Genomic DNA, 22,125 nt, shown 5'->3' with positions numbered 1-22,125 from the left:
GAAAGGCTCCCCGGTTACTTGCGCGTTTATCCCAGTGACGACAAAACCCCACAGCCTAGGGCTGCGGGGTTGGGATGCTTGCTCAGCTAGACTTTTTCGACCTGGCTGAACTCTAGCTCTACCGGAGTAGAGCGACCGAAAATGAGCACTGCCACTTGGATCCGGCTCTTCTCGTAGTTAACTTCTTCGACCGTGCCGGTAAAGTCGGCAAACGGACCGTCGTTGACACGCACCGACTCACCTGGCTCGAACAACGTCTTCGGCTTCGGCTTGTCGCTACCATCAGCAACGCGACGCAGAATTGCTTCTGCCTCTTTATCTGTGATAGGTGCAGGCTTATCCGCAGTACCGCCGATAAAGCCCATCACCCGAGGAGTATCCTTGACCAAGTGCCAAGTACCCTCATTCATGTCCATCTGAACCAGCACATAACCTGGGAAGAACTTGCGCTCGCTTTTGCGTTTCTGGCCATTACGCATTTCAACCACTTCTTCAGTGGGAACCAGAATTTCGCCGAAGCCTTCTTCCATGCCAGCCAGCTTTACGCGCTCTACCAACGAGCGCATGACATGCTTCTCGTAACCGGAGTAAGCATGCACAACGTACCAACGCTTAGCCACGGGACACCCTTAGCCGACAATCAAGGAAACAAGCCAGCCGAGCAGGGAATCAAGCCCCCACAACAGCAACGCCATAACCAGAACAACAGCCACTACAATCAACGTGGTCTGCGTGGTTTCTTGGCGAGTTGGCCATACGACTTTACGAATCTCGGTGCGAGCTTCCTTAACCAGTACAAAGAAAGACTTGCCCTTGACCGTCTGCAGGCCTACAAAGGCAGCTACAGCAGCAATGGCGAGCAAAGCAAGTACGCGGTACAGGATCGGCGAAGCAGAGTAATACTGATTGCCAACAACGCCAACAATCACCAAAGCAACTACTACTAGCCACTTGAGCAGATCGAAGCGAGAGCCTTGAGCTTCAGCTTTAGGAGTCATCTATGAAGATCCTGTGAAAAGAAAGCCAGACACACCAAGTGAATCTGGCAGGTCAGGAGGGAATCGAACCCCCAACCTACGGTTTTGGAGACCGTCGCTCTGCCAATTGAGCTACTGACCTAAAACAAAATCAGGCCGACCATTATGCCGGCCCGAAAAAGACATTACAACAACTTACTCGATAACCTTAGCAACGACACCAGCACCGACGGTACGACCGCCTTCACGAATGGCGAAACGCAGACCATCCTCCATTGCGATGGTTTTGATCAGAGTGACCGTCATCTGGACGTTATCACCTGGCATCACCATCTCAACGCCTTCCGGCAGTTCGCAGTTACCGGTCACATCGGTGGTCCGGAAGTAGAACTGTGGACGGTAGCCTTTGAAGAATGGCGTATGACGACCACCCTCTTCCTTGCTCAGAACGTAAACTTCAGCTGTGAACTTGGTATGCGGCTTGACAGTGCCCGGCTTGACCAGAACCTGGCCACGCTCAACATCATCACGCTTAGTACCACGCAGCAGCACACCGCAGTTCTCGCCAGCACGACCTTCGTCGAGCAGCTTGCGGAACATCTCAACACCAGTGCAAGTAGTTTTGACAGTGTCACGAAGACCAACAATCTCAACTTCTTCCTGAATGCGGACAATGCCACGCTCAACACGACCAGTCACAACAGTACCGCGACCGGAGATCGAGAAAACATCCTCGATCGGCATCAGGAACGGCTTATCAATAGCACGCTCAGGCTGCGGAATGTAGCTATCCAGAGTCTCGACCAACTTCTTGACGGCAGTAGTACCCATCTCGTTGTCGTCTTGACCATTCAGCGCCATCAGCGCCGAACCAATGATGATCGGAGTGTCATCACCCGGGAAATCATAAGTGCTCAGCAGGTCGCGCACTTCCATCTCAACCAACTCCAGCAGCTCGGCATCATCGACCATGTCAGCCTTGTTCAGGAAGACAACAATGTACGGAACGCCAACCTGCCGGGACAAAAGGATGTGCTCACGGGTTTGCGGCATCGGACCATCAGCGGCCGAGCAAACCAGAATCGCACCATCCATCTGAGCAGCACCGGTAATCATGTTTTTTACGTAGTCGGCGTGACCTGGACAGTCAACGTGTGCGTAGTGACGCGCAGCCGAATCGTACTCAACATGAGCCGTGTTGATGGTAATACCACGAGCTTTTTCTTCAGGGGCGCTATCGATCTTGTCGAAGTCAACCTTTGCCGAACCGAAAACCTCGGAGCAGACGCGGGTCAAAGCAGCAGTCAGAGTAGTTTTACCGTGATCGACGTGACCAATGGTACCAACGTTGACGTGCGGCTTATTACGTTCGAACTTTTCCTTAGCCATCAAAATCACCCCTAGGAGAAGAATTGAGCAAGCCAAACAAGCCATTAAAACAAAGGCAGATATTTTCATATCTGCCTTGTTATATGGAGCTCTTGAGCGGATTTGAACCGCTGACCTCACCCTTACCAAGGGTGTGCTCTACCAACTGAGCTACAAGAGCGTAACGCTATGCAGGATCTGCAAACTTGGAGCGGGTAGCGGGAATCGAACCCGCATCATCAGCTTGGAAGGCTGAGGTTCTACCACTAAACTATACCCGCGAGCTTGCAGCTCTCGCTAAAAATGGTGGAGGGGGAAGGATTCGAACCTTCGAAGTCGTAGACGTCAGATTTACAGTCTGATCCCTTTGGCCGCTCGGGAACCCCTCCTAAGCGAGCCGGCATTCTATATCATGCCAGCCTTCTGTCAAGCATTTTCTCATTAAAAACCTGAGGTTAGCTGCGTTGACATCACTTTGCGGTGTTAGCCGTTAAAGGTCTTCACTGCGAAGCGGGCGCCATTCTATGCAAACTATTCGGCGGGTGCAACCCCCTCGCACGGCATTATTTTATGTTTTAACTCATTGAATTCTCTAGAAAGGTTTTTCAGCTGCGAGTCATCCAGCCAACGCCGGCTTTCTGGTGCCACACGCACCCAGTAACCATCCGACTCGGCAGGGGGCCTCAGCAAGGACTCAAACTTGATTTCCATGCCACTCAATCGCCGCTCAACCGCCTGAGCCGCCTCCTGACGAGTAAAACCGCCAAGATAGAGACATCCATCGTCTGCCTGGGAAGGCTTTCCTTTATCACGAGCCGCGTCAGTCGTTTCACTCAACAAGCGAATATCCTGCTGCGAACCCCTATACAAATTCAAAGGGGTTACATCCTTCGCACGCAGAGGAGCCTCTTGTTGGTGCCAGATGTAATAGAACACATTGAGAACAAGCAGCAGCAAAAACAACCAACGCATAAAAACCTCACGACAAGGGACACGCCATAGCCAAACCTACAAACACCAGATCAGGAACCACCCTGGCCTCAGGCACGATCTCGGAAACCAGGCCTGCATCTCCTCCAGTGAGGAACACCGCAAAATCATCCCCCCAATAGCTACGTGCCAACTCTAGCTGTGTCAGGACAAAGCCTCTCAGCATCAACGAGCACCCCCGCTCGACCGCTTCGACAGTTGTCCGACCAGGAACGAGACGTTCCAGAGCGCGCTCAGCTGCTAGATCGCCATAACGAATTCTACGGGTATGGGTACGCAATTGGTTTCGCATCAGAGGCATTCCCGGGCATATGAACCCTCCGAGGTGCTCTCCATCCCTAGAGATGAAGTCCGCGGTAACAGCCGTACCAAAATCAAGCACAAGGCAAGCACCCGAAGCCAGCTGGAACCCCCCAAGCATCGCCAGCCAACGGTCAAGCCCTAACCGCTCGAACTCCTCATAACCATTACGAACCCCGGACATTTCGCGGGACGGCGCTGCACATACCACCGACACACCAAAAGCTTCTGTCAGCAGAGAAATCAGTGCACTGGTTTCTTCGGCGGTCCTGACACTGACCAACCGACAAAACTTGAGGGCGAGCCCCTTAAGCGCTTTCAAGCTCTCCAACAAAGCAAGATCCGAATCAACGACGCCCTCGCCAACCACCCGCCGAACATCCGCGTCGAGCACACGCCACTTGATAAAACTGTTTCCGCAGTCGAGCTCAAGAATCATCACGCAACCTCAGACTGAGCTCACCACCACTAAAGACTTTTTCCACACCACCCACCTTCAAGCGCAGGGCACCCTGACTATCAATACCCAGCACTTCGCCATCTATATGGTTAACACCTGCGATCAACGACACGGCCCGCCCCTGCCAGAGATGATTTTGCTCCCACTCTGCCTGGATAGCTGAAAATCCGTCGACTTGATGACGAGACAGATATGCCTGGAGCATCGCGCCCAACTCTCCGACCAAGTGATTTCGATCAAACACCCTGCCCGACTCTAGCCGCATGGACGTCCACTGCTGATCTACCTCATCGGTAATCTGCATGTTCACATTAATTCCCACACCCAGCACAACGTGACACACATCAGCAGGATCTCCCACCAGCTCGAGCAATATCCCGGCGATCTTCTTCTGACCAACCAGAACATCGTTTGGCCACTTCAATCCAGCCCCCGAAATACCCAGCTCACGCAGGGCCTGCATGACGGCGAGCCCAACAACAAGACTCAAGCCTTCCAGCTGACGCATCCCACCTTCAATACGTAACACGAGGCTGTAATAGATGTTTTCCGCGAATGGACTCGCCCATTTACGTCCACGCCGCCCGCGTCCTGCAGTTTGCCGTTCGGCAAGCACCAGAAAGGGTGCCGCCTGCCCCCGCTCTATGGCGCGCAAAGCCTCGGCATTAGTGGAGTCAATTGAATCGAAAACCAGGATGGGCCAATCACAAGAAGGCGCCTGCTCTCTTATCTCGACAGGATCAAGCAGCGTCAATGGCGCAGCCAGTTGATAGCCGCGCCCCCGCACCTTATGAATGGATAACCCCAGCTCAGCCTCTAAATGCTGAAGCTGCTTCCAAACGGCACTACGACTGACACCCAAGGCGACGCCCAAGGCCTGGCCCGAATGAAATCGGCCATCTTTAAGAAGCTTTAACAATGTCAGCATGCAAGTCTCGCCTCACAATGAGGCCCGCATGATAGCCATGCCCCGCGCCATTGCATAGAAACCCTACAGAGCAGTTTTCCTGCGGACAAAACAAAACCCCTACCTGCATACGCAGATAGGGGTTTCGGAATTTAATCTTGACGATGACCTACTCTCACATGGGGAAACCCCACACTACCATCGGCGATGCATCGTTTCACTGCTGAGTTCGGGATGGGATCAGGTGGTTCCAATGCTCTATGGTCGTCAAGAAATTCGGTAGCCAGGTCGTTTACCTTTCGGTTCACGCTCCAGCGAATGGGTATGCGATAGTTGGGTGTTTTGTGAGTATCTCGAACTTTCGGTTCGTTTCGTCTTCACACACCGCAATCTGGCCTTTCGACGCAAATTGCTTGGGTGTTATATGGTCAAGCCTCACGGGCAATTAGTATTGGTTAGCTCAACGCCTCACAGCGCTTACACACCCAACCTATCAACGTCGTAGTCTTCGACGGCCCTTCAGGGGACTCAAGGTCCCAGTGAGATCTCATCTTGAGGCTAGTTTCCCGCTTAGATGCTTTCAGCGGTTATCTATTCCGAACATAGCTACCCGGCAATGCCACTGGCGTGACAACCGGAACACCAGAGGTTCGTCCACTCCGGTCCTCTCGTACTAGGAGCAGCCCCTCTCAAATCTCAAACGTCCACGGCAGATAGGGACCGAACTGTCTCACGACGTTCTAAACCCAGCTCGCGTACCACTTTAAATGGCGAACAGCCATACCCTTGGGACCGGCTTCAGCCCCAGGATGTGATGAGCCGACATCGAGGTGCCAAACACCGCCGTCGATATGAACTCTTGGGCGGTATCAGCCTGTTATCCCCGGAGTACCTTTTATCCGTTGAGCGATGGCCCTTCCATACAGAACCACCGGATCACTAAGACCTACTTTCGTACCTGCTCGACGTGTCTGTCTCGCAGTCAAGCGCGCTTTTGCCTTTATACTCTACGACCGATTTCCGACCGGTCTGAGCGCACCTTCGTACTCCTCCGTTACTCTTTAGGAGGAGACCGCCCCAGTCAAACTACCCACCATACACTGTCCTCGATCCGGATAACGGACCTGAGTTAGAACCTCAAAGTTGCCAGGGTGGTATTTCAAGGTTGGCTCCACGCGAACTGGCGTCCACGCTTCAAAGCCTCCCACCTATCCTACACAAGCAAATTCAAAGTCCAGTGCAAAGCTATAGTAAAGGTTCACGGGGTCTTTCCGTCTAGCCGCGGATACACTGCATCTTCACAGCGATTTCAATTTCACTGAGTCTCGGGTGGAGACAGCGCCGCCATCGTTACGCCATTCGTGCAGGTCGGAACTTACCCGACAAGGAATTTCGCTACCTTAGGACCGTTATAGTTACGGCCGCCGTTTACCGGGGCTTCGATCAAGAGCTTCGCGTTAGCTAACCCCATCAATTAACCTTCCGGCACCGGGCAGGCGTCACACCCTATACGTCCACTTTCGTGTTTGCAGAGTGCTGTGTTTTTAATAAACAGTCGCAGCGGCCTGGTATCTTCGACCGGCATGGGCTTACGCAGTAAATGCTTCACCCTCACCGGCGCACCTTCTCCCGAAGTTACGGTGCCATTTTGCCTAGTTCCTTCACCCGAGTTCTCTCAAGCGCCTTGGTATTCTCTACCCAACCACCTGTGTCGGTTTGGGGTACGGTTCCTGGTTACCTGAAGCTTAGAAGCTTTTCTTGGAAGCATGGCATCAACCACTTCGTCACCCAAAGGGTAACTCGTCATCAGCTCTCGGCCTTAGAATCCCGGATTTACCTAAGATTCCAGCCTACCACCTTAAACTTGGACAACCAACGCCAAGCTGGCCTAGCCTTCTCCGTCCCTCCATCGCAATAACCAGAAGTACAGGAATATTAACCTGTTTTCCATCGACTACGCTTTTCAGCCTCGCCTTAGGGACCGACTAACCCTGCGTCGATTAACGTTGCGCAGGAAACCTTGGTCTTTCGGCGTGGGTGTTTTTCACACCCATTGTCGTTACTCATGTCAGCATTCGCACTTCTGATACCTCCAGCAAGCTTCTCAACTCACCTTCACAGGCTTACAGAACGCTCCTCTACCGCATCACCTAAGTGATACCCGTAGCTTCGGTGTATGGTTTGAGCCCCGTTACATCTTCCGCGCAGGCCGACTCGACTAGTGAGCTATTACGCTTTCTTTAAAGGGTGGCTGCTTCTAAGCCAACCTCCTAGCTGTCTAAGCCTTCCCACATCGTTTCCCACTTAACCATAACTTTGGGACCTTAGCTGACGGTCTGGGTTGTTTCCCTTTTCACGACGGACGTTAGCACCCGCCGTGTGTCTCCCATGCTCGGCACTTGTAGGTATTCGGAGTTTGCATCGGTTTGGTAAGTCGGGATGACCCCCTAGCCGAAACAGTGCTCTACCCCCTACAGTGATACATGAGGCGCTACCTAAATAGCTTTCGAGGAGAACCAGCTATCTCCGAGCTTGATTAGCCTTTCACTCCGATCCACAGGTCATCCGCTAACTTTTCAACGGTAGTCGGTTCGGTCCTCCAGTTAGTGTTACCCAACCTTCAACCTGCCCATGGATAGATCGCCCGGTTTCGGGTCTATTCCCAGCGACTAGACGCCCTATTAAGACTCGCTTTCGCTACGCCTCCCCTATTCGGTTAAGCTCGCCACTGAAAATAAGTCGCTGACCCATTATACAAAAGGTACGCAGTCACCCAACAAAGTGGGCTCCCACTGCTTGTACGCATACGGTTTCAGGATCTATTTCACCCCCCTCTCCGGGGTTCTTTTCGCCTTTCCCTCACGGTACTAGTTCACTATCGGTCAGTCAGTAGTATTTAGCCTTGGAGGATGGTCCCCCCATATTCAGACAAAGTTTCTCGTGCTCCGTCCTACTCGATTTCATGACTAAGAGATTTTCGCGTACAGGGCTATCACCCACTATGGCCGCACTTTCCAGAGCGTTCCGCTAATCTCAAAGCCACTTAAGGGCTAGTCCCCGTTCGCTCGCCACTACTAAGGGAATCTCGGTTGATTTCTTTTCCTCAGGGTACTTAGATGTTTCAGTTCCCCTGGTTCGCCTCTTAAGCCTATGTATTCAGCTTAAGATAACCATCTTATGATGGCTGGGTTCCCCCATTCAGACATCTCCGGATCAAAGTCTGTTTGCCGACTCCCCGAAGCTTTTCGCAGGCTACCACGTCTTTCATCGCCTCTGACTGCCAAGGCATCCACCGTATGCGCTTCTTCACTTGACCATATAACCCCAAGCAATCTGGTTATACTGTGAAGACGACATTCGCCGAAAATTCGATAATACTCAATTAAGAGCAACTCACAAATTTTACCTTAGCCTGATCCAACACCAGTGAAAGTGTTGTCCAGTCTATCTTTCTATCACATACCCAAATTTTTAAAGAACGATCTAATCCAAAGACTAGAAATCAACATTCACCATCATCACGATGGAATGCTCATTTCTAAGCTTTCAACAAACAGAAGCAGTAGTGGTGGAGCCAAACGGGATCGAACCGTTGACCTCCTGCGTGCAAGGCAGGCGCTCTCCCAGCTGAGCTATGGCCCCGTATTTCTACAGGTTCCCACACAAAATTGGTGGGTCTGGGCAGATTCGAACTGCCGACCTCACCCTTATCAGGGGTGCGCTCTAACCAACTGAGCTACAGACCCAATTTCGGGCTGCTTCTTTATCGTCTTCTTCAATGAATCAAGCAATTCGTGTGGGAGCTTATGGAGCAGCTGATGTCGTCGATTAAGGAGGTGATCCAGCCGCAGGTTCCCCTACGGCTACCTTGTTACGACTTCACCCCAGTCATGAATCACACCGTGGTAACCGTCCTCCCGAAGGTTAGACTAGCTACTTCTGGTGCAACCCACTCCCATGGTGTGACGGGCGGTGTGTACAAGGCCCGGGAACGTATTCACCGCGACATTCTGATTCGCGATTACTAGCGATTCCGACTTCACGCAGTCGAGTTGCAGACTGCGATCCGGACTACGATCGGTTTTCTGGGATTAGCTCCACCTCGCGGCTTGGCAACCCTCTGTACCGACCATTGTAGCACGTGTGTAGCCCAGGCCGTAAGGGCCATGATGACTTGACGTCATCCCCACCTTCCTCCGGTTTGTCACCGGCAGTCTCCTTAGAGTGCCCACCATGACGTGCTGGTAACTAAGGACAAGGGTTGCGCTCGTTACGGGACTTAACCCAACATCTCACGACACGAGCTGACGACAGCCATGCAGCACCTGTCTCAATGTTCCCGAAGGCACCAATCCATCTCTGGAAAGTTCATTGGATGTCAAGGCCTGGTAAGGTTCTTCGCGTTGCTTCGAATTAAACCACATGCTCCACCGCTTGTGCGGGCCCCCGTCAATTCATTTGAGTTTTAACCTTGCGGCCGTACTCCCCAGGCGGTCAACTTAATGCGTTAGCTGCGCCACTAAGAGCTCAAGGCTCCCAACGGCTAGTTGACATCGTTTACGGCGTGGACTACCAGGGTATCTAATCCTGTTTGCTCCCCACGCTTTCGCACCTCAGTGTCAGTATCAGTCCAGGTGGTCGCCTTCGCCACTGGTGTTCCTTCCTATATCTACGCATTTCACCGCTACACAGGAAATTCCACCACCCTCTACCATACTCTAGCTTGTCAGTTTTGAATGCAGTTCCCAGGTTGAGCCCGGGGATTTCACATCCAACTTAACAAACCACCTACGCGCGCTTTACGCCCAGTAATTCCGATTAACGCTTGCACCCTCTGTATTACCGCGGCTGCTGGCACAGAGTTAGCCGGTGCTTATTCTGTCGGTAACGTCAAGACACCAACGTATTAGGTTAATGCCCTTCCTCCCAACTTAAAGTGCTTTACAATCCGAAGACCTTCTTCACACACGCGGCATGGCTGGATCAGGCTTTCGCCCATTGTCCAATATTCCCCACTGCTGCCTCCCGTAGGAGTCTGGACCGTGTCTCAGTTCCAGTGTGACTGATCATCCTCTCAGACCAGTTACGGATCGTCGCCTTGGTGAGCCATTACCTCACCAACTAGCTAATCCGACCTAGGCTCATCTGATAGCGCAAGGCCCGAAGGTCCCCTGCTTTCTCCCGTAGGACGTATGCGGTATTAGCGTCCGTTTCCGAGCGTTATCCCCCACTACCAGGCAGATTCCTAGGCATTACTCACCCGTCCGCCGCTCGCCACCAGGTACAAGTACCCGTGCTGCCGCTCGACTTGCATGTGTTAGGCCTGCCGCCAGCGTTCAATCTGAGCCATGATCAAACTCTTCAGTTCAAACATCTTTGGGTTTTTAAGAAACCCTAAACTTGGCTCAGCAATCGCTGGTTACATCTTTGATTTCTCGCGGAGTAACTTGTGATGCTGATAATCTTGTTGACTATCAGTCTGACTCCACAAGCACCCACACGAATTGCTTGATTCAGTTGTTAAAGAGCGGTTGGTTAAGATCTTTCGTCTCAACCGAGGCGCGCATTCTACAGCAGCCCCTGTTGCTGTCAAGCGGTTATTTTTCGAAGTTTTCAAAGTTTCCTTTGCAACTTCAACCACTTGCGCTTTCGATCTCTCGTTAGCGGGAGGCGAATTCTACAGCGTTACTCGCTGCTGTCAACACCTCTTTTTCAACCCCTTTCGCGCTTCGATGACCTGAAGCAACTCACTGCCGAAAACCGCGTAACTCTTTGTTTACCAAGGAGTTTTCCGTTTCGACTGCGCCGGAAGTGGGGCGAATTATAGACTTCCAGAATCTGCCGTCAACACCTAATTTTAGCTTTATTCGGATTTGAGCGTAATACGCGCAAACGCCTTCTTCCCGGCCTGGCAAACATGGGTCGCGCCCAGCACATATATAAAGGTGCGATCGACAACCTCGCCATCTATACGCACACCACCAGAACCCAGAAGATCCCTAGCAACAGCCGAGTTCTTGACCAGACCGGCCTTATTAAGAACAGCAGCGATTGGCATGTCTTCACTAGCAGTCAATTCGATCTCTGGCAGATCATCCGGCAGCTCGCCTTCCTTCATGCGGTTACCCGCCGCACGGTGAGCATTGGCCGCAGCCTCTTCACCATGGAAACGCGCAACAATTTCTTCGGCCAGCTTGATCTTGATATCACGCGGATTGGCACCCGACTCGACATCGGCACGGAATGCATTGATCTCATCCATGGAGCGGAAGCTGAGCAGTTCGAAATAGCGCCACATCAACGCATCCGGAATGGAAACCAGCTTGCCGTACATCACACCCGGCGCTTCCTGAATACCTACGTAGTTGCCCAAGGACTTGGACATCTTCTTCACGCCATCCAGACCCTCGAGCAACGGCATGGTTAGAATGCACTGTGCCTCTTGACCATATCCACGCTGCAGTTCACGCCCCATCAACAGGTTGAACTTCTGATCAGTACCACCCAGTTCGACGTCCGCGCGCAAAGCAACCGAGTCATAACCCTGAACCAGCGGATAGAGGAACTCGTGAATGGCAATTGGCTGATTGGTTGTGTAGCGCTTGTCGAAGTCGTCGCGCTCGAGCATGCGAGCTACGGTGTACTGCGAAGTCAGACGAATGAAGTCGGCCGGCCCCATCTGATCCATCCATGTGGAGTTGAACGCGACTTCAGTTTTCGCCGGATCAAGAATCTTGAAAACCTGGGTCTTGTAGGTCTCGGCATTTTCGAGAACCTGCTCGCGTGTAAGAGGAGGACGTGTCGCACTCTTGCCGCTCGGATCGCCGATCATCCCGGTGAAGTCACCTATAAGGAAGATCACCTGATGCCCCAGCTCCTGGAACTGGCGCAGCTTATTAATAAGCACGGTATGACCCAGGTGCAAATCCGGCGCAGTCGGATCAAAGCCTGCCTTAATACGTAGCGGCTGGCCACGCTTGAGCTTTTCGATCAGCTCGGACTCGACCAACAGTTCTTCCGCACCACGTTTAATCAGCGCTAGCTGCTCTTCAACCGACTTCATAACAGACCCGCAAGGCTCGAATTCAAAGGGAACCAACCATACAAGATCGCGCGTCAAATACAAGTTTTGCCCGGCGCACGGACGCCAATCCACGGACACAGCGTTCGAGGACTTGCTTCAGAGATGATTTGGTTATATTTTATACAGTTATTTCATCTTCATCATGTCATTCATCTTTTCCAATTCATCTTTTTCAAAGTCAAAAATTACCTATGACCAAAGAATCGTCTAAAGCGCCGCCGCTTTACCCGAAGACCCACCTGCTCGCAGCAAGTGGCATCGCAGCCCTTCTGAGCCTGGCGCTTCTGGTATTTCCTTCCAGTGATGTTGAAGCCAAAAAGACAACCCTGAGTCTTGAACTGGAAAGCCCTGCTGAACAACTGACACAAGATCAAGACGCTGCCGAGGCCGTCCAGGCCACAAATGAACCAGCAGCTTCCCCTTTCGCGCAGATCGAAAACAGCGCCGAAGAACCCCAGGAAACCGCTCAGGCCGCACCCGCGCCGGCGCCTGTGATCGAAGAAAAAAAGTCTCCAAACCACAGGGAAGTGATCGTCTCTAAAGGCGATACCCTCTCCACACTGTTCGAGAAAGTCGGGCTTCCAGCAGCTTCGGTGCATGAAGTGCTAGCCAGTGACAAGCAGGCCAAGCAGTTCAGCCAACTCAAACACGGCCAGAAACTTGAATTCGAACTGAGCCCCGATGGTCAGCTGACCAATCTGCACAGCAAGGTCAGCGACGTCGAAAGCATCACCTTGACCAAGAATGACAAGGGTTATGCATTCAACCGCATTACCGCCAAGCCAACCGTGCGCTCTGCCTACGTTCATGGCGTGATCAACAGCTCGCTGTCGCAGTCCGCTGCACGCGCCGGTTTGTCCCACAGCCTGACCATGGACATGGCCAGCGTGTTTGGCTATGACGTCGACTTCGCCCAGGATATTCGCCAGGGTGACCAGTTCGATGTCATCTACGAACAGAAGGTCGTCAACGGCAAGGCTGTCGGCAATGGCCCGATCCTTTCCGCTCGCTTCACTAACCGCGGCAAGACCTACACCGCCGTGCGTTACACCAATAAACAAGGCAACAGCAGCTACTACACTGCTGACGGCAACAGCATGCGCAAGGCGTTTATCCGTACCCCGGTGGACTTCGCCCGCATCAGCTCGAAATTCTCGATGGGCCGCAAGCATCCGATCCTGAACAAGATCCGCGCTCACAAAGGCGTCGACTATGCAGCGCCGCGTGGCACTCCAATCAAAGCTGCCGGCGACGGCAAAGTGTTGTTGGCCGGTCGCCGTGGCGGCTACGGCAACACCGTGATCATCCAGCACGGCAATACCTACCGTACGCTGTACGGCCACATGCAGGGCTTTGCCAAAGGCGTGCAGACTGGCAGTAGCGTCAAACAAGGCCAGGTAATCGGCTACATCGGCACCACCGGACTTTCCACCGGACCGCATTTGCATTACGAGTTCCAGGTCAATGGCGTGCACGTCGACCCACTAGGCCAAAAGGTAGCGATGGCCGATCCGATCTCCAAAGCCGAACGCGCACGTTTCCTCGCGCAGAGCCAACCGCTGATGGCGCGCATGGATCAAGAGAAATCCACGCAGCTAGCTTCGAGCAAGCGCTAAGCCATGACGTTCTATATAGGTGTGATGTCCGGGACCAGCCTTGATGGCCTGGACATTGCGCTGATCGAGCTGACTCCGGCTATCAACCTGATCGCCACGCACTACACCCCAATGCCTGAATCCCTGCGCGCCGAGCTGCTTGGCTTGTGCGCCAGCGGCCCGGATGAGATTGCCCGCTCTGCCATCGCCCAGCAAAACTGGGTAACCCTGGCAGCGCAGGGCATTCATACCCTTCTCGACCAACAAAACCTGAAACCCGAAGACATTCGTGCGATTGGCAGCCATGGCCAAACCATTCGCCACGAGCCGGCGCGCGGCTTCACCGTGCAGATTGGCAACCCTGCCCTTCTGACCGAGTTGACCGGCATCACCGTGGTCAGCGACTTTCGCAGCCGCGATGTTGCGGCTGGCGGACAAGGCGCCCCACTGGTCCCTGCCTTTCACGAAGCGTTGTTTGAAGAACGCGCAGGCAATCGCGCGGTATTGAACGTTGGCGGATTCAGCAACCTCAGCCTGATCGAGCCCGGCAACCCGGTAGCCGGCTTCGACTGTGGCCCGGGCAATGTTCTGCTGGATGCCTGGATTCACCAGCAACGCGGAGACAACTTTGATCGCGATGGCCAATGGGCTGCCAGCGGCAAGGTCGAACCGGTTCTGCTGAATGAACTGCTGAGCGATCCATTTTTCGTGACCAAAGGCCCCAAGAGCACCGGCCGCGAAGTGTTCAACCTGCCATGGCTGACACAGCATCTATCGAAACTGCCGACCTTCGCCACCGAAGATGTACAGGCAACCCTGCTCGAACTGACCGTCCTGACCATCGTCGAGTCACTGCAAAGCGCTCAATCAGATACTCAGGAACTGTTGGTCTGCGGCGGCGGCGCCCACAACGCCACGCTGATGAACCGCTTGGCCAGCTTGCTGCCGAACACCAATGTCAGCAGCACCGCGGCTTACGGTGTAGACCCGGACTGGGTCGAAGCCATGGCCTTCGCCTGGCTGGCCCATTGCTGCCTTGAAGGCATCGCAGCCAATCGCCCGAGCGTCACCGGCGCCCGCGGCCTGCGCGTACTTGGCGCCATTTACCCTGCCTGACCATCCATACCAAATCCCAGACAGCAAAACGCCGCAGAGCCCTGAGGCCATGCGGCGCTTGGTGATGCGGTGACTTGCGATCAGATCGAGAACGAAGAGCCGCAGCCACACGTGGTGCTCGCGTTCGGATTCTTGATCACGAAGCGCGAACCTTCCAGACCTTCCTGATAATCCACCTCGGCACCTGCCAGGTACTGGAAGCTCATCGGATCAACGACCAGACTCACCCCTTCGCGCTCGACAATGGTGTCGTCATCGGCCACTTCCTCATCGAAGGTGAAGCCGTACTGAAAACCTGAACAACCGCCGCCCGTAACGAATACGCGCAGCTTCAAGCGATCATTCCCCTCTTCATCGACCAGGCTCTTCACCTTGTGCGCGGCACCGTGGGTGAATTGCAAAGCCGTGGGGGTGAAGGATTCGACGCTCATGCTAACTATCTCCCGGCGTTACGCCGCCATAATGCGTGATGACGCGCATTATCCGCTTCTCCTAGAAAATTGGTCAACTATTGTTACGGTATATCAATCAACCCAATCGTAAGCCCGGAATGCAAAAAGGCCCGTCAGACGGGCCTTTTTGCTGAGCAGGAAAAAGCCTTACGGCAGCATGCCTGCATGGGACAGGCCCAAACGCTCATCCAGGCCGAACAGGATGTTCATGTTCTGCACCGCCTGCCCCGACGCGCCTTTGACCAGGTTGTCGATCACCGACAACACCACCACCAGGTCACCATCCTGCGGACGATGCACCGCAATACGGCAAACGTTGGCACCGCGCACACTGCGGGTTTCCGGATGGCTGCCGGCCGGCATGACATCGACGAACGGTTCGTTGGCATAACGCTTTTCAAACAGCGCCTGCAGATCCACCGAGCGATCCACAACCGTCGCGTAGAGCGTCGAGTGGATGCCTCGAATCATTGGCGTCAGGTGCGGAACGAACGTCAGACCGACGTCCTTGCCCGCGGCACGACGCAGACCCTGGCGGATTTCCGGCAGGTGACGGTGACCTTTGACAGCGTAAGCCTTCATGCTTTCCGATGTCTCGGAGTACAACGAACCTACAGACGCGCCACGACCGGCACCACTGACACCGGATTTGCAGTCAGCAATCAAGCGAGTGGTATCGGCCAGACCTGCTTCCAGCAATGGCAGGAAACCCAATTGCGTAGCAGTCGGGTAGCAACCCGGCACGGCGATCAGGCGAGCCTGCTTGATCTGCTCGCGATTGACTTCCGGCAAGCCGTAAACCGCCTCTTCCAGCAGTTCCGGCGCTCCGTGCGGCTGACCGTACCACTTGGCCCACTCATCAGCGTCTTGCAGACGGAAGTCCGCCGACAGGTCGATGACTTTGGTCCCGGCCGCCAGCAACTCGCCAGCCAGCGCATGGGCGACCCCGTGAGGCGTGGCGAAAAACACCACGTCGCAAGCGCCCAGCGTCTTGATGTCTGGAACGCTGAACGCCAGGCCATCGTAATGACCGCGCAGGTTCGGATACATATCAGCCACGGCCAGACCGGCCTCGGATCGGGAAGTGATGACTGCCACTTCAGCTTGCGGATGCTGTGCCAACAGACGCAGCAGTTCGACACCGGTGTAACCCGTGCCGCCGACGATACCGACCTTGACCATAAACCTGCCCTCAACGAACCCACTGGAAAGCCGTCGATAATAGGGGCCGCGCGGCTCTGCGACAACCGTCAAGGTGACGTGCGGGCGCTCTACCCTCTACTATCTTCGCTACCGTGAACCTGGGAATAACTAAAAATGCTTTATCTGTGGCTCAAAGCGCTTCACATCGTCAGCATGGTCTGCTGGTTTGCCGGCCTGTTCTATCTGCCGCGCCTGTTTGTCTATCACGCCCAAAGTGAAGACACCGTCAGCAAGGAACGCTTCAGCATCATGGAGCGCAAGCTGTATCGCGGCATCATGGGGCCGGCGATGATCGCCACCTTGATTTTCGGCATCGCACTGATCGGCCTGAACCCAAGCATATTCAGTCAGGGTGCGTGGATTCACGCCAAGTTGACCCTGGTGGTGATCCTGATCGGCTACCACCACATGTGCGGTGCCCAGTTGAAACGTTTTGCCCGTGGCGAGAACACCCGCAGCCATGTCTTTTATCGCTGGTTCAATGAAGTGCCGGTTCTGATATTGCTGGCTATCGTGATTCTGGTCGTCGTTCGGCCGTTCTAACTCCAATAAGCACTACTCACCGGGGTACTTCCAATGTCGCTGCCCGCTCTGCTCGAACAACGCTTGCGTCTGCCTGTAGTGGCAGCGCCAATGTTCCTGATCTCCAACCCACAACTGGTGCTCGCCTGCTGCCGTAATGGCGTGGTGGGCAGCTTTCCTGCACTGAACCAGCGCGAGAGCAGCGGGTTCAAGGCCTGGCTGGAAGAGATCGAAGCAGGATTGGCGACATTGGACAATCCAGCGCCTTATGCAGTGAACTTGATCGTCCACAACACCAACCCGCGGCTGCAAGCGGACCTGGCGATCTGCATCGAGCACAAAGTGCCGATCGTGATCACCAGCCTCGGCGCCGTGAAAGAACTGGTCGATGCAGTGCACAGCTATGGCGGTCTGGTGTTCCATGACGTGACGACTCGTCGCCATGCAGAGAAAGCCGCCGAGGCCGGCGTTGACGGTTTGATCGCGGTGGCAGCAGGCGCCGGTGGACACGCCGGAACCTGGAGCCCGTTCTCACTGATTGCCGAGATACGCCAATTCTTCGACAAGACCCTGCTGCTGGCCGGTTGCCTGAACCACGGTCACGAAATTCTCGCAGCACAATTGCTCGGTGCGGATCTGGCCTACTTCGGTACGCGATTTATCGGCACCACCGAAAGTCATGCGCCTGACGCCTATAAAGAGATGTTGCTGACTTCCAGTGCCGCGGACATCGTCCATACTCCAGCGGTGTCGGGAGTACCGGCGAGTTTTATGCGTCAGAGCCTTGAGGCTGCGGGTTTCGACATGGCCGCGCTGCAAGGCAAGGGCGAAGTGGACTTCGGCTCCAAACTCAAGCCCATAAGCGATGAAGCCAAAGCCTGGAAAACCGTCTGGTCCGCAGGCCAGGGTGTCGGCGAGATCGATGACCTGCCGAGTGTCGATCAATTGGTCGCTCGCCTTGATGCCGAGTACCGCAAAGCACTGGAACTGGCGGCAGCGCTGCCCAAACGCTGGCCGCGCTGACTGTAAAACTTGGTCAGCCCATTCCGGCTGGCCTTACACTCCATCAGCAAGACTCCCTGAAACATTCGCGACAAGGATGCCTCGCAATGAGCGAAAACCGTTTCAAGATCGTGTTCGACGGCGCTCTGCTGCCAGGCGTTGACGTCACCACCGCCAAGCTAAATCTCGCCGAGTTGTTCAAAAGCGATGTGGCGGCCATCGAGCGGTTGTTTAGTGGCAAGCCGGTTGCGCTCAAACGCGACCTGTCGCAGGTCGATGCGCAGACTTATCTCCAGGCGCTGACCAAAACCGGTATCGATGCCCGGATCGAATCCGAACCTTCGATCGAGCTGAACCTGGCTGACGTTCATGAACACGCCCCTGCCGTCGCGGCAGATCCCGAATCCCCTTACGCACCACCCCGGGCTCCCGTTGGCGAAGTTTTGCCTGAATTTTCCACACTCAAGCCATTCAGCTTCGAGGGTCGGATCGGCCGCTTGCGTTATCTGGCCTGGACGATGTCCCTGACGCTGGTGACCCTTAGCGTTGGCTCTTTGCTTGCTGTTTTCGCCTTGGCTCTCATCAATACGGACTCGACCATCGCCCTCATTCTCGGAGGCCTGCTGGCCTTGATCGGCTTCGTGGCGCTCGGCCTCGTCAGCATCCAGTTCAGTGTCCAGCGCCTGCATGATGCTGGCTGGTCTGGCTGGCTCTGGCTGCTGACGCTCGTGCCATTCGTGGGCAGCATCTTTCCGTTCGTAATGGTGATTGTGCCGGGTAATACCACCGCCAATCGATACGGTGCGCCACCACCGCCCAACAGCACCGCGGTCAAAATCCTGGCTTCATTGTGGCTGGTGTTTATCGCGATTTTGTTCATCAGTGGACTGAGCGGAGGCCTTAGCACCATTCAGAGCGAATACGAAAGCGCCACCCAAAGTAGCTATGAAAGTGACTCCGTGACCACCGAAGAGATCGAAGATCAAACCGCCGTGGAAGCAGAGCCAGCGCCAAATTCGGCCGACGATGCAGCCGAAGCAGCCCAGCCCCCTGTAGACTCTGCGAAAGAATGAACAGCGCTCCCCGCCCGTGACACCTGCGTCGCCGGCGCGGAGCTGTTGCGATGGAGAAATGCATGACCCGTTACGCTCTGATCACCGGCGCTTCCAGCGGCATCGGCCTGGCGATGGCCGAAGCGCTGGCCCGGCGCGGCCGCAGCCTGATTCTGGTGGCCCGTCAGCGTGATCAGCTGGAAAGTATTGCTATTGAGCTGACCCAACGTTTTGGTGTGGAAGTGTTGTTCCGAGCCTGTGACCTCGGCGAGCCGCTACGGCTGTCCGGGTTTCTGCTGGAGCTGGAGGAAGGTGACCGGCAGATCGATTTGCTGGTCAACTGCGCCGGCATCGGCACCTGCGGCCCTTTTCTGGCTCAGGACTGGATGACCGAGCAGGACCTGATCGAAGTGAACATCCTCGCGCTCACACGCCTGTGTCATGCGGTCGGCAACAGTATGGCGCTGCAGGGCGGCGGGCAGATTTTGAATGTCGCCTCGGTGGCGGCGTTCCATCCAGGCCCGTGGATGAGTACTTATTACGCCAGCAAGGCCTATGTGCTGCACTTTTCCGAAGGGTTGCGCGTCGAACTGAAAAAATGCGCGGTCAAAGTGTCGGTGCTCTGCCCCGGCCCTACCCGCACAGCGTTTTTCCGCACCGCGCAACTGGACGCTGGCAAACTGAGCGACAGCAAAATGCTGATGAGCCCCGAGGAAGTCGCGCTCTACACCGTGCGGGCTCTGGAGAAAAATCGCGCCATCATTATTCCGGGTCGACGCAACCGCTGGCGCGCCTTCCTGCCGCGGCTCGGCTCGCGCTGGCTGACCCGGACAATCGCCGGCATGGTCAACAAGGCTTACTGCCCGCGCTGATCGCACCCTCAAGGTAAAAGGCTGGGCTCGGGCATAACCCATGGTTACACTCAGGCCAGCCCAAACAACGGAGAAAACAGCTGTGGATACTCTGTTCACCAAGATCATCAACCGGGAAATCCCGGCCAAGATCATTTACGAGGACGACCAGGTACTGGCCTTCCACGACATCGCCCCACAGGCACCGGTACATTTTCTGGTGATCCCGAAAAAAGCGGTGCGCACGCTTAACGACCTGACCGAGGACGACAAGGCATTGGCTGGGCATATTCTGTTCACCGCCCAGCGTCTGGCCCTGGAACTGGGTTGCGAAGAGGGCTTCCGCGTGGTCATGAATTGCAATCCACTGGGGGGACAAACCGTCTATCACATTCATATGCATGTACTGGGTCAGCGCCAGATGCATTGGCCGCCGGGCTGATTGCAGTAAACCCCGTGGGGGTGGGCAACCGCTCCCACAAGTACCTGCGTCGCAATGACCCAGCGCAAACCTTCCCCGGCCGATTGGGTTAAACTGGCCGCCGAGATTCTTCCCGGAGGTCAGCATGACTACCCAACGTCACTACTCGCCGATTGACCGCCTTCTGCTGCAAGCCGATGCCGCGATGCGTACCTTGTTGCCCTTCAGTGGTCAGCCGTACCGTCCTTCGCCCGCTATCGTTCAGCCGGATGCGCAAATGAGCGACGAAGACACCCGGCACGTCGCCGGTCTGATGCGCATCAACCATACCGGCGAAGTCTGTGCCCAGGCGCTGTATCAGGGTCAGGCCCTGACCGCCAAGCTGCCGCAAGTGCGCGCCGCGATGGAACATGCCGCCGAAGAAGAAATCGACCACCTGGTCTGGTGCGAACAACGCATAAAACAGTTGGGCAGCCACACCAGCATTCTCAATCCGCTGTTCTACGGCATGTCGTTCGGGATTGGTGCGGTAGCCGGGCTGATCAGCGATAAAGTCAGCCTGGGTTTCGTTGCCGCGACCGAGCATCAGGTGTGCAAACACCTGAACGAACACCTTGAGCAACTGCCGGCCGAGGACGAAAAGTCCCGGGCGATCCTCGAGCAGATGCGCATTGATGAAGAGCACCACGCCGAAAGCGCGCTGGAGGCTGGGGGTTTCCGCTTCCCGGCACCGGTGAAGTTCGGCATGAGCCTGATGGCCAAGGTCATGACCAAAAGTACTTACCGGATCTGATCCTCCCCCCAAAAAAACACCGGGCACAAAAAAGGGCGCTTTTCAGCGCCCTTTCTTTTTTCGCAGAAAATCAGCTCGACATGTTGCGCGCGTAGAAGATTTCCAGCATTTCGTGTTTCACACGCTCGGTCACCTGGGCACGCTGCTCAACGGACAGGTTGCTGGTAGCGTCGCCGAACAGGTAGTTATCGAGTTCGAAGTTCTTCAGCAGCATTTTGGTGTGGAACAGGTTTTCCTGATACACGTTCACATCGGTCATCTGGTACGCGTCGCGGGTGTCTTCGGAAAGGTAGTTCTGAATCGAGTTGATCTCGTGGTCGATGAAGTGCTTTTTACCTTCCACGTCACGGGTGAAGCCGCGCACGCGATAATCCACGGTCACGATGTCCGAATCGAACTGGTGGATCAGGAAGTTGAGCGCCTTGAGCGGTGAAATGACGCCACAGGTCGACACGTCAATGTCCACACGGAATGTCGCGATGCCATCGTCCGGATGGATTTCCGGGTAGGTGTGCACCGTGATGTGGCTCTTGTCGAGGTGGGCCAGGATAATTTCAGGCAGCGGGCCCGGAGACTCTTCGATTTGACTGTCGGTGGGGGTCACCGGCTCTTCGGAGATCAGAATCGTGACACTGGCGCCCTGGGGCTCATAGTCCTGACTCGCGATGTTCAGGATGTTGGCACCAATGATATCGACAACTTCTGTGAGGATCTGCGTCAGGCGCTTCGCGTTGTACTCTTTATTGATGTACTCGACGTAAGCCTGTTGGTCTTGCGGGGTTTCCGCATAGCAGATGTCATAGATGTTGAAGCTCAAGGTCTTTGTCAGGTTATTGAACCCGTGGAGCTTGAGTTTGCTTTTCACCGTTAAAGACTCTCTATGTGTTGCGGCCCGGCCGCATGATCAAGCATGCCCGTCAGATGCGAACGACACACCTGCGTAGGACGGTTAACACCTCTTCGCAATGGCGACTTTGGTTGTCTGTTCGGGTGCGCGGCCTGTCGGCGGACAGGCCACTACCCTGAAAAAAG

Annotated in this window: 18 protein-coding genes, 6 tRNA genes and 3 rRNA genes; 8 read left to right on the top strand and 19 right to left on the bottom strand. The window is 55.0% G+C overall.

Annotated features, from left to right (window positions below; translation table 11 throughout):
• Positions 1-86: 86 nt before the first annotated feature.
• The 16 genes from nusG to tyrS all read right to left on the bottom strand — a co-directional run bounded on the left by nusG (position 87) and on the right by tyrS (position 12,065).
• Positions 87-620 (bottom strand): transcription termination/antitermination protein NusG, encoded by a 534-nt coding sequence (gene nusG, locus ACMXYJ_RS04615; RefSeq protein ID WP_415758946.1) that lies wholly within the window; start codon positions 618-620, stop codon positions 87-89.
• Positions 621-629: 9 nt separating this feature from the next.
• Positions 630-998: a preprotein translocase subunit SecE gene (secE, locus tag ACMXYJ_RS04610; RefSeq protein ID WP_131062048.1), complete on the bottom strand. Its 369-nt coding sequence runs from the start codon at positions 996-998 to the stop codon at positions 630-632.
• 45 nt (positions 999-1,043) lie between these two features.
• A tRNA-Trp gene (locus ACMXYJ_RS04605) sits at positions 1,044-1,119 on the bottom strand.
• 53 nt (positions 1,120-1,172) lie between these two features.
• Complete coding sequence (gene tuf, locus ACMXYJ_RS04600; RefSeq protein ID WP_046047313.1) at positions 1,173-2,366, bottom strand: elongation factor Tu; 1,194 nt, start codon at positions 2,364-2,366, stop codon at positions 1,173-1,175.
• Positions 2,367-2,450: 84 nt separating this feature from the next.
• A tRNA-Thr gene (locus ACMXYJ_RS04595) sits at positions 2,451-2,526 on the bottom strand.
• 26 nt (positions 2,527-2,552) lie between these two features.
• A tRNA-Gly gene (locus ACMXYJ_RS04590) sits at positions 2,553-2,626 on the bottom strand.
• Between the two features lie 23 nt (positions 2,627-2,649).
• A tRNA-Tyr gene (locus ACMXYJ_RS04585) sits at positions 2,650-2,734 on the bottom strand.
• Positions 2,735-2,876: 142 nt separating this feature from the next.
• On the bottom strand, positions 2,877-3,317 hold the full coding sequence (locus tag ACMXYJ_RS04580; RefSeq protein WP_415758945.1) for a hypothetical protein: 441 nt from the start codon (positions 3,315-3,317) through the stop codon (positions 2,877-2,879).
• A 7-nt stretch (positions 3,318-3,324) separates the two neighbouring features.
• On the bottom strand, positions 3,325-4,074 hold the full coding sequence (locus ACMXYJ_RS04575; protein WP_415758944.1) for a pantothenate kinase: 750 nt from the start codon (positions 4,072-4,074) through the stop codon (positions 3,325-3,327).
• Positions 4,064-5,023: a bifunctional biotin--[acetyl-CoA-carboxylase] ligase/biotin operon repressor BirA gene (birA, locus tag ACMXYJ_RS04570; RefSeq protein ID WP_415758943.1), complete on the bottom strand. Its 960-nt coding sequence runs from the start codon at positions 5,021-5,023 to the stop codon at positions 4,064-4,066. Before birA ends, ACMXYJ_RS04575 begins: the two co-directional genes overlap by 11 nt.
• 135 nt (positions 5,024-5,158) lie before the next feature.
• Positions 5,159-5,274 (bottom strand): 5S ribosomal RNA (rrf, locus tag ACMXYJ_RS04565).
• A gap of 152 nt (positions 5,275-5,426) precedes the next feature.
• Positions 5,427-8,318 (bottom strand): 23S ribosomal RNA (locus ACMXYJ_RS04560).
• Between the two features lie 250 nt (positions 8,319-8,568).
• Positions 8,569-8,644: transfer RNA gene (locus tag ACMXYJ_RS04555), tRNA-Ala, on the bottom strand.
• A 27-nt stretch (positions 8,645-8,671) separates the two neighbouring features.
• Positions 8,672-8,748, bottom strand: a tRNA-Ile gene (locus tag ACMXYJ_RS04550).
• 83 nt (positions 8,749-8,831) lie between these two features.
• Positions 8,832-10,370: ribosomal RNA gene (locus tag ACMXYJ_RS04545) — 16S ribosomal RNA — on the bottom strand.
• The 16S, 23S and 5S rRNA genes sit together here with 2 tRNA genes alongside, the layout of an rRNA operon.
• Before the next feature lie 495 nt (positions 10,371-10,865).
• On the bottom strand, positions 10,866-12,065 hold the full coding sequence (tyrS, locus tag ACMXYJ_RS04540; RefSeq protein WP_415758942.1) for a tyrosine--tRNA ligase: 1,200 nt from the start codon (positions 12,063-12,065) through the stop codon (positions 10,866-10,868).
• Positions 12,066-12,277: 212 nt separating this feature from the next.
• Here tyrS and ACMXYJ_RS04535 point away from each other — a divergent pair, with 212 nt between their 5' ends.
• A complete protein-coding gene (locus tag ACMXYJ_RS04535) occupies positions 12,278-13,702 on the top strand; it encodes a peptidoglycan DD-metalloendopeptidase family protein (RefSeq protein ID WP_415758941.1) in 1,425 nt (474 codons plus the stop codon).
• A gap of 3 nt (positions 13,703-13,705) precedes the next feature.
• Positions 13,706-14,797, top strand: a complete 1,092-nt coding sequence (locus tag ACMXYJ_RS04530) for an anhydro-N-acetylmuramic acid kinase (RefSeq protein WP_415758940.1) — start codon at positions 13,706-13,708, stop codon at positions 14,795-14,797.
• A gap of 80 nt (positions 14,798-14,877) precedes the next feature.
• Here the strand turns inward: ACMXYJ_RS04530 and erpA are convergent, their stop codons facing one another.
• The gene (erpA, locus tag ACMXYJ_RS04525; RefSeq protein WP_007947969.1) at positions 14,878-15,228 is read right to left on the bottom strand and encodes an iron-sulfur cluster insertion protein ErpA; all 351 of its coding nucleotides are present in this window, start codon (positions 15,226-15,228) and stop codon (positions 14,878-14,880) included.
• 168 nt (positions 15,229-15,396) lie between these two features.
• Entirely contained in the window at positions 15,397-16,431 is a 1,035-nt protein-coding gene (argC, locus tag ACMXYJ_RS04520) for an N-acetyl-gamma-glutamyl-phosphate reductase (protein WP_415758939.1), read from the bottom strand.
• 135 nt (positions 16,432-16,566) lie between these two features.
• Here argC and hemJ point away from each other — a divergent pair, with 135 nt between their 5' ends.
• The 6 genes from hemJ (at position 16,567) to coq7 (ending at position 21,093) form a co-directional block, all read left to right on the top strand.
• Positions 16,567-16,995, top strand: a complete 429-nt coding sequence (gene hemJ / locus ACMXYJ_RS04515) for a protoporphyrinogen oxidase HemJ (protein ID WP_415758938.1) — start codon at positions 16,567-16,569, stop codon at positions 16,993-16,995.
• Positions 16,996-17,028: 33 nt separating this feature from the next.
• The gene (locus tag ACMXYJ_RS04510; RefSeq protein ID WP_415758937.1) at positions 17,029-17,997 is read left to right on the top strand and encodes an NAD(P)H-dependent flavin oxidoreductase; all 969 of its coding nucleotides are present in this window, start codon (positions 17,029-17,031) and stop codon (positions 17,995-17,997) included.
• Between the two features lie 86 nt (positions 17,998-18,083).
• On the top strand, positions 18,084-19,049 hold the full coding sequence (locus ACMXYJ_RS04505) for a DUF805 domain-containing protein (RefSeq protein WP_415758936.1): 966 nt from the start codon (positions 18,084-18,086) through the stop codon (positions 19,047-19,049).
• 62 nt (positions 19,050-19,111) lie between these two features.
• Entirely contained in the window at positions 19,112-19,900 is a 789-nt protein-coding gene (locus tag ACMXYJ_RS04500; protein WP_415758935.1) for an SDR family NAD(P)-dependent oxidoreductase, read from the top strand.
• An 82-nt stretch (positions 19,901-19,982) separates the two neighbouring features.
• Positions 19,983-20,321, top strand: coding sequence for a histidine triad nucleotide-binding protein (locus ACMXYJ_RS04495; RefSeq protein WP_008147240.1), 339 nt, complete (start codon positions 19,983-19,985; stop codon positions 20,319-20,321).
• A 124-nt stretch (positions 20,322-20,445) separates the two neighbouring features.
• Positions 20,446-21,093 carry a 2-polyprenyl-3-methyl-6-methoxy-1,4-benzoquinone monooxygenase gene (gene coq7 / locus ACMXYJ_RS04490; protein ID WP_008147238.1) on the top strand — a complete coding sequence of 216 codons (648 nt, stop codon included), beginning with the start codon at positions 20,446-20,448 and terminating at the stop codon, positions 21,091-21,093.
• A gap of 70 nt (positions 21,094-21,163) precedes the next feature.
• Here coq7 and speD read toward each other — a convergent pair whose 3' ends face one another.
• Positions 21,164-21,958 carry an adenosylmethionine decarboxylase gene (speD, locus tag ACMXYJ_RS04485; protein WP_415758934.1) on the bottom strand — a complete coding sequence of 265 codons (795 nt, stop codon included), beginning with the start codon at positions 21,956-21,958 and terminating at the stop codon, positions 21,164-21,166.
• Positions 21,959-22,125 lie beyond the last annotated feature (167 nt).

Source organism: Pseudomonas arabinosi (assembly GCF_047758675.1).
GTDB lineage: Bacteria > Pseudomonadota > Gammaproteobacteria > Pseudomonadales > Pseudomonadaceae > Aquipseudomonas > Aquipseudomonas arabinosi.
Note: the sequence above shows the minus strand (reverse complement) of the source record. Positions and strands in the feature narration are given on the sequence as shown.

Coding starts and splice junctions, on each gene's coding strand:
- ACMXYJ_RS04580 (WP_415758945.1), bottom strand. CDS start 3,317: ATGCGTTGGTTGTTTTTGCTGCTGCTTGTTCTCAATGTGTTCTATTAC.
- birA (WP_415758943.1), bottom strand. CDS start 5,023: ATGCTGACATTGTTAAAGCTTCTTAAAGATGGCCGATTTCATTCGGGC.
- ACMXYJ_RS04505 (WP_415758936.1), top strand. CDS start 18,084: ATGAGCGAAAACCGTTTCAAGATCGTGTTCGACGGCGCTCTGCTGCCA.
- tyrS (WP_415758942.1), bottom strand. CDS start 12,065: ATGAAGTCGGTTGAAGAGCAGCTAGCGCTGATTAAACGTGGTGCGGAA.
- erpA (WP_007947969.1), bottom strand. CDS start 15,228: ATGAGCGTCGAATCCTTCACCCCCACGGCTTTGCAATTCACCCACGGT.
- ACMXYJ_RS04500 (WP_415758935.1), top strand. CDS start 19,112: ATGACCCGTTACGCTCTGATCACCGGCGCTTCCAGCGGCATCGGCCTG.
- ACMXYJ_RS04530 (WP_415758940.1), top strand. CDS start 13,706: ATGACGTTCTATATAGGTGTGATGTCCGGGACCAGCCTTGATGGCCTG.
- argC (WP_415758939.1), bottom strand. CDS start 16,431: ATGGTCAAGGTCGGTATCGTCGGCGGCACGGGTTACACCGGTGTCGAA.
- ACMXYJ_RS04510 (WP_415758937.1), top strand. CDS start 17,029: ATGTCGCTGCCCGCTCTGCTCGAACAACGCTTGCGTCTGCCTGTAGTG.
- coq7 (WP_008147238.1), top strand. CDS start 20,446: ATGACTACCCAACGTCACTACTCGCCGATTGACCGCCTTCTGCTGCAA.
- ACMXYJ_RS04535 (WP_415758941.1), top strand. CDS start 12,278: ATGACCAAAGAATCGTCTAAAGCGCCGCCGCTTTACCCGAAGACCCAC.
- hemJ (WP_415758938.1), top strand. CDS start 16,567: ATGCTTTATCTGTGGCTCAAAGCGCTTCACATCGTCAGCATGGTCTGC.
- ACMXYJ_RS04575 (WP_415758944.1), bottom strand. CDS start 4,074: ATGATTCTTGAGCTCGACTGCGGAAACAGTTTTATCAAGTGGCGTGTG.
- secE (WP_131062048.1), bottom strand. CDS start 998: ATGACTCCTAAAGCTGAAGCTCAAGGCTCTCGCTTCGATCTGCTCAAG.
- tuf (WP_046047313.1), bottom strand. CDS start 2,366: ATGGCTAAGGAAAAGTTCGAACGTAATAAGCCGCACGTCAACGTTGGT.